4 protein-coding genes are annotated in these 4,748 nt (G+C 48.1%); 3 read left to right on the top strand and 1 reads right to left on the bottom strand.

Translation table 11 applies throughout. The features are described 5' to 3' along the window. Positions 1 to 31: 31 nt before the first annotated feature. A complete protein-coding gene (locus FC20_RS09070) occupies positions 32 to 2,797 on the bottom strand; it encodes a DEAD/DEAH box helicase (protein ID WP_008461622.1) in 2,766 nt (921 codons plus the stop codon). A gap of 74 nt (positions 2,798 to 2,871) precedes the next feature. Between FC20_RS09070 and FC20_RS09075 the strand changes: the two genes are divergently transcribed. The 3 genes from FC20_RS09075 (at position 2,872) to FC20_RS09085 (ending at position 4,431) form a co-directional block, all read left to right on the top strand. Then, positions 2,872 to 3,570, top strand: coding sequence for a DUF975 family protein (locus FC20_RS09075; protein WP_008461620.1), 699 nt, complete (start codon positions 2,872 to 2,874; stop codon positions 3,568 to 3,570). 57 nt (positions 3,571 to 3,627) lie between these two features. Beyond that, positions 3,628 to 4,110 carry a YcxB family protein gene (locus tag FC20_RS09080; RefSeq protein WP_008461618.1) on the top strand — a complete coding sequence of 161 codons (483 nt, stop codon included), beginning with the start codon at positions 3,628 to 3,630 and terminating at the stop codon, positions 4,108 to 4,110. A gap of 132 nt (positions 4,111 to 4,242) precedes the next feature. After that, a complete protein-coding gene (locus tag FC20_RS09085; RefSeq protein ID WP_008461616.1) occupies positions 4,243 to 4,431 on the top strand; it encodes a 2-hydroxymuconate tautomerase in 189 nt (62 codons plus the stop codon). The last annotated feature ends 317 nt before the right edge of the window (positions 4,432 to 4,748 follow it).

A 4,748-nucleotide genomic window follows, 5' to 3' on the forward strand; every position in this document is an offset into this window, starting at 1 on the left:
AATGACATTGTCCACGTGGAACTTCCTTTTTTTAGTCTTCAAATAATTGCTCAAATTGTTTAGCCAGCAGGGGAGTAACCAGCTGCAGATCCATCTTGACCGTACTTTTGCCTTTTAAGGTAACCTCCGCGACTGAGTCTGGCACAATCTTGGCTAGGCCTAGGTAGCAGAACCTCTTCCCGTAGGCGTCGCTTCTTTTGACAAAAATCGGCAGCTTGGTTACTTGCGCACCGTTCTCAACGCCCCGCAAGAGGCCGACCACTTCTGGTGAAGTTAAGTGACGCGGCGACCGGGTGTACCAGGTGAGGACCTGTCCAGATGCGTGGTTGTCGTAGCGGCTGTTCCTTTGTTCAGTATCTTCCTTTTTATTGGTGATAAAAATTGGACAGACATCGCCAGAGAGCCGGTAGCCATACATCGGCCGGCTGACGTCCAGGGGCCAGTTGAGCAGGCGGCAGACATCCTTGCGGTCATAGTAGTGGTAGAGGGTGAACTGGTCTTGGGGGCTAGTGTCCCTTGCTAGGTAGAGGCCAGTTTGGATGGCGTCACTCACAAGCTTTTTAAAATCAGGACTGCCAGAGGCAAGAGCAGGTGACAAGATCCAGGATGTTTCATGTGAAACCAAGGACGTGTTACCATATTTTTCCTTCTGGGTCGTCTTGCCCACCTTGACGTCGAAGAAATCCAAGCTTAGAACTTTCTCAACCGACTCTTCTAGCTCAGCTGAATCGTAGCAGCCGTGGTCTCTCAAGAGCCTGTGAAAGTCAGAATCTGAGATGCTGCCTTCTTTACTTGCTAGTAAAGCCTTGAGTAAAAGCAGCTCATGTGGCCTTTGCCCTGGTGCCAGTTCTTTGGTAACAAAGGAAAGAATCTTGCTCTCAAGGGAATTAAGTGTAATTTTTTCTCCCATCTTAGATAAAAAGGCGCCGTAGTGGGGCAGACGTCCGTTTTCGATCCACAAGAGGGGCGAGTACTTATCCCGGTAGTCGTAGAGGAGTGGTGTTCGACCAAGTTGCTTTTTCTTTTCCTTATAAGCCTCGCGCAGTTCTTTTAAGGAGTCCAGCTTGACCTGGTCTAGAGAGTGGAGGATTTCTTCAGCGGCAATCTGACTGAAGTTGATGGTTGACAGCCCTGCAAAGCTGACAGTGCGGAGCTGGTACTTCAATTGATCACGTGAAATTCGCTTGCCAGACAAGGCGAGGGGGATCAGGTAGTTGTTCTGGTAATTGCCGATAAAGTCGAGGACTGTGACGAAGTCCTGCCCCGGAAAAAGCCGCAGCCCCCGGCCCAGCTGCTGGATGAAGACCGTAGCTGACTGAGTATTGCGGAGCATGACGATCTGGTTTAAGGCAGGGATGTCCACGCCTTCGTTAAAAAGGTCAACTGTGATCAGGTAGTGGAGTGCACCACTCTCCAGCTTTTTGATCGCGGCCTGCCTTTTAGCCGGGCTATCTTGGTTGGTCAAGGCCTGGGCAGGCTGGCCCAGCTTGGTAAATTCTTGTGCTAGTTCTTTGGCCTCGTCTTGTCTACTGCAAAAGACCAGACCACAAGGCCGGTCCCCATCATAGCCGTAATAGTCCATTTCCTTTAAGATGTAGCGGACCCGGTCGCTGGAAGCCAGCTGGGACAATTGACTAGTATCATCGATCACTTGGCCGTCTACTTCATAGTCCCGAATCCCGATATAGTGGAAGGGCGTGAGCATGTTGTTCCTCAAGGCATCGGGTAAACGGATCTCGTAGGCCAGGTTGTAGTCAAAGAGGGCAAAGACGTCCTGCTGGTCCATCCGCTCCGGCGTAGCTGTCAGGCCCAGGTAGAAATCGGGTTTAAAGTGGTCAAAAATCTTCTGGTAGCTCTTGGCAGCACTCCGGTGGGCTTCATCGATCAGGATGTAGTCATAAGCATCAGCCTTTTTCCCAGCTAAAAATTGGTCCTGACTAACTGTTTGGATGGTGGCAAAAGTGTAGCGAGCTTCTTGATGAGAAGTGCCAGTTAAGAGGGCAAAGTCCTTTTTGTCACCGCCAATCACTCGATAAAAGCTCTCTAAGGCCTTACGGGCAATCTCCTCCCGGTGGACTAAATAAAGGAAACGTTTTGGCCGGTAGGCCTTTACGGCAAAAGCTGCTAGGTAGGTCTTGCCAGTCCCGGTAGCGGAAACCACGAGTGCCTTTTTGGCGCCATTGTTAAGCAGCTGGTCCAGGCTAGCCAGGGCTTCCGTCTGCATGGCGTTGGGAACAATTTTCTGAGTTTCACGTGTAACACGCAAGTCAACTCTAGGAGCCGGCACCCAGTTGGCTTCATAATCTGCCAGCCAAGCTGGGGTTAAAGGCACAGCATCCTTTTGCAAATCTGCAAATTCTGCTTTTAGCTGATTAACTAAGGAAGAGTTTGTTTCACTATCGACCTTAAGGCACCATTCCTGGTTGGCCAAAAGGGCACTGCGAGTAAAGTTGGCGCTGCCCACGATGGAGGTTTGATAGTCGCCGTGGTCAAAGAGGTAGCCTTTGGCGTGGAGGGGCCCCGGCGCAATCAAGACTTTGAGATTTGGGATCTTTAACAGCTCCTGAAAGACCCGGGGCTGGTTGAAGGCCAGGTAGGTCCCGGTGATGATGGTGCCGGAAACTTTTTTATCAGCCAATTCCTCCATCACCAGCTTAAATGGAGGGAGGATGTCGGCAGAGATAAAGGCCACAGCCCAGGTAAAAGACCGGCAGGCATAGAGCTCCTGGCGGAGAGACTGCCAGATCTTGGCTTGGCGGTTGGTTAAAAGATGTGGCTCAGAAAAAGTGGGATTCATTGAGTTGCCTCCAAAAGGGAATGCTATAATTAAAGGAAAAACATGGGATTTACGGAGTAGAAAGAGTGGTAAAAATGAAAGCAAAAGATTATCGTGACCGCGCCCGGGGTGACTTAGCAGCCATACCGAAGAAAACCTACTTGTTAATGGGGCTGGTCATGGTCTTAGCCACAGCCCTGACGCATGCGACAGACAAGATGTCCACGCAAAACAGCAGCGACTGGTGGATCTCTTTTATCTTATCAGTAATTGCCTCATTCTTAACGTCAAACGGTCAAATCTTTTTTAACCGCTGGCGGATGGCCATTCATGAAGGCGACAAGGAGCCAGATGCCTGGTGTGGACTATCCAGTCAGCACCTGTGGAAGCTGCTGATTTACGGGATCATTGAAGCAGGACTTTTGTCCATCTTGCTGATTCTCGCCTTGGGCGGCTTGCTGGTCAACTCCTCAGTGCTATTCATGTGGCTGCTGGCAGTTGCTATTACCGCGGTGATCGTCTGGGTTGAGCTGCGCTTGTCCTTTGTCGTGTATGAAATCGACGAAGATGTCCGCTTGAACCGGCAGACAAGCGTGTGGAGCGAAATCTTGGACAGCTGGCGATTGATGAAGGGCCGCTGCTGGAAGCTGTTTTGCCTGAACCTGTCCTTTATTGGCTGGTATATTCTAGTCTTCTTTACCTTGGGTATTCTCGGAATGTGGCTGCAGCCATACAAGTCTTTAGCTAACGCGGAATTTTACGCAGAGGCTAAGGCAGGTCAGGAAGAACAATAAGATAGGGGCGTGTCAGCTGGCACGCTTTTTTAATGAAAAAAGTGAAGGAGAAAAATCGTGGACAAGTTGTTATATGTAAGTGAGTTGCACATGAACCTGGATGAGTACATTCGGATGTCGATGAAGGTGACGGAAAAGAGCAGAAGAAGGATCGTAATGATCGCCGAAGCCATTTGGATCGTGGTGGGGGTGATAACGTTTCTCATGAAACAATACTACCTGACCGCCCTGATGGCGATCGTCATTGTAGCTTATCCATCGGCGATCGTCTACCTTTATAAGTCTAAGCTGAAGAAGATTTACGCGGAGATGCCAACCCACCAGCAAGAGCAGGATATCCGCTATGAGTTTTATCCAAATTACGTATCAGTCATCACCAACAAAAGTGAGGGGAAGATTCGCTACAGTGATATCAAGTACTTCATCGAAAGCGAGGATGAGCTGGTTTTGATGGTGGAGCAGGATAAGGGGATGCTGCTGCTCAAGAAAAACTGCAAGCCAGAGCTGATTGATTTTTTAAAAGAAAAATTGAGCAACTAGTTTCACGTGTAACCTAAATAGTAAAAATATGAAATTCTGAAAAAAGGTATAGGCAAGACCATACCAAAAGGTTTATAATAAGGGTATGTAAACGCTGTATAGCTTTTTGACAAAAGGGAGGTAAATAACTCAATGCCATTTGTACATATTGAATTGTTGGCTGGGCGCAGTCCAGAACAACTGGAGAAGATGATGAAGGACGTGACCAGAGTCATCTCCGAAGATACTGGCGCACCAAAGGAACATATCTCAGTGATCGTTAGCGAATTGGGTAAGAACCAACTTGCACAAGGCGGTGAATGGAGAAAGCCTCAAGAATAGAGAGCCAGTCAACTAAACCAGGTGCTAAGGACCGCAAAAATTAATAGCACTAGCATTTATTGAAAATGGTGAAGATTCAGCATTAGCTGGTCTTCACCATTTTTTCTTTACTATATGAAGTCGCACAATAATCGGGATGCTGGGCAAAAATCTTAGCAAAACAAGTATAGCCAGAAGGGAGAAATTCCGGGCCAAATGTAGTAAAATAAAGATCGAGATTAGAAAGCAGAAATAGTTAATTAGCTAGTAAACAATGAGGAGACGGCTGAGCATCTTTGTTTTTTAATAGTGTGAGCTGAAATGCATTTAGTCATTTC

The sequence above is a fragment of the Lactobacillus equicursoris DSM 19284 = JCM 14600 = CIP 110162 genome (genome assembly GCF_001434815.1).
In the GTDB taxonomy this organism is placed as follows: Bacteria; Bacillota; Bacilli; order Lactobacillales; family Lactobacillaceae; genus Lactobacillus; species Lactobacillus equicursoris.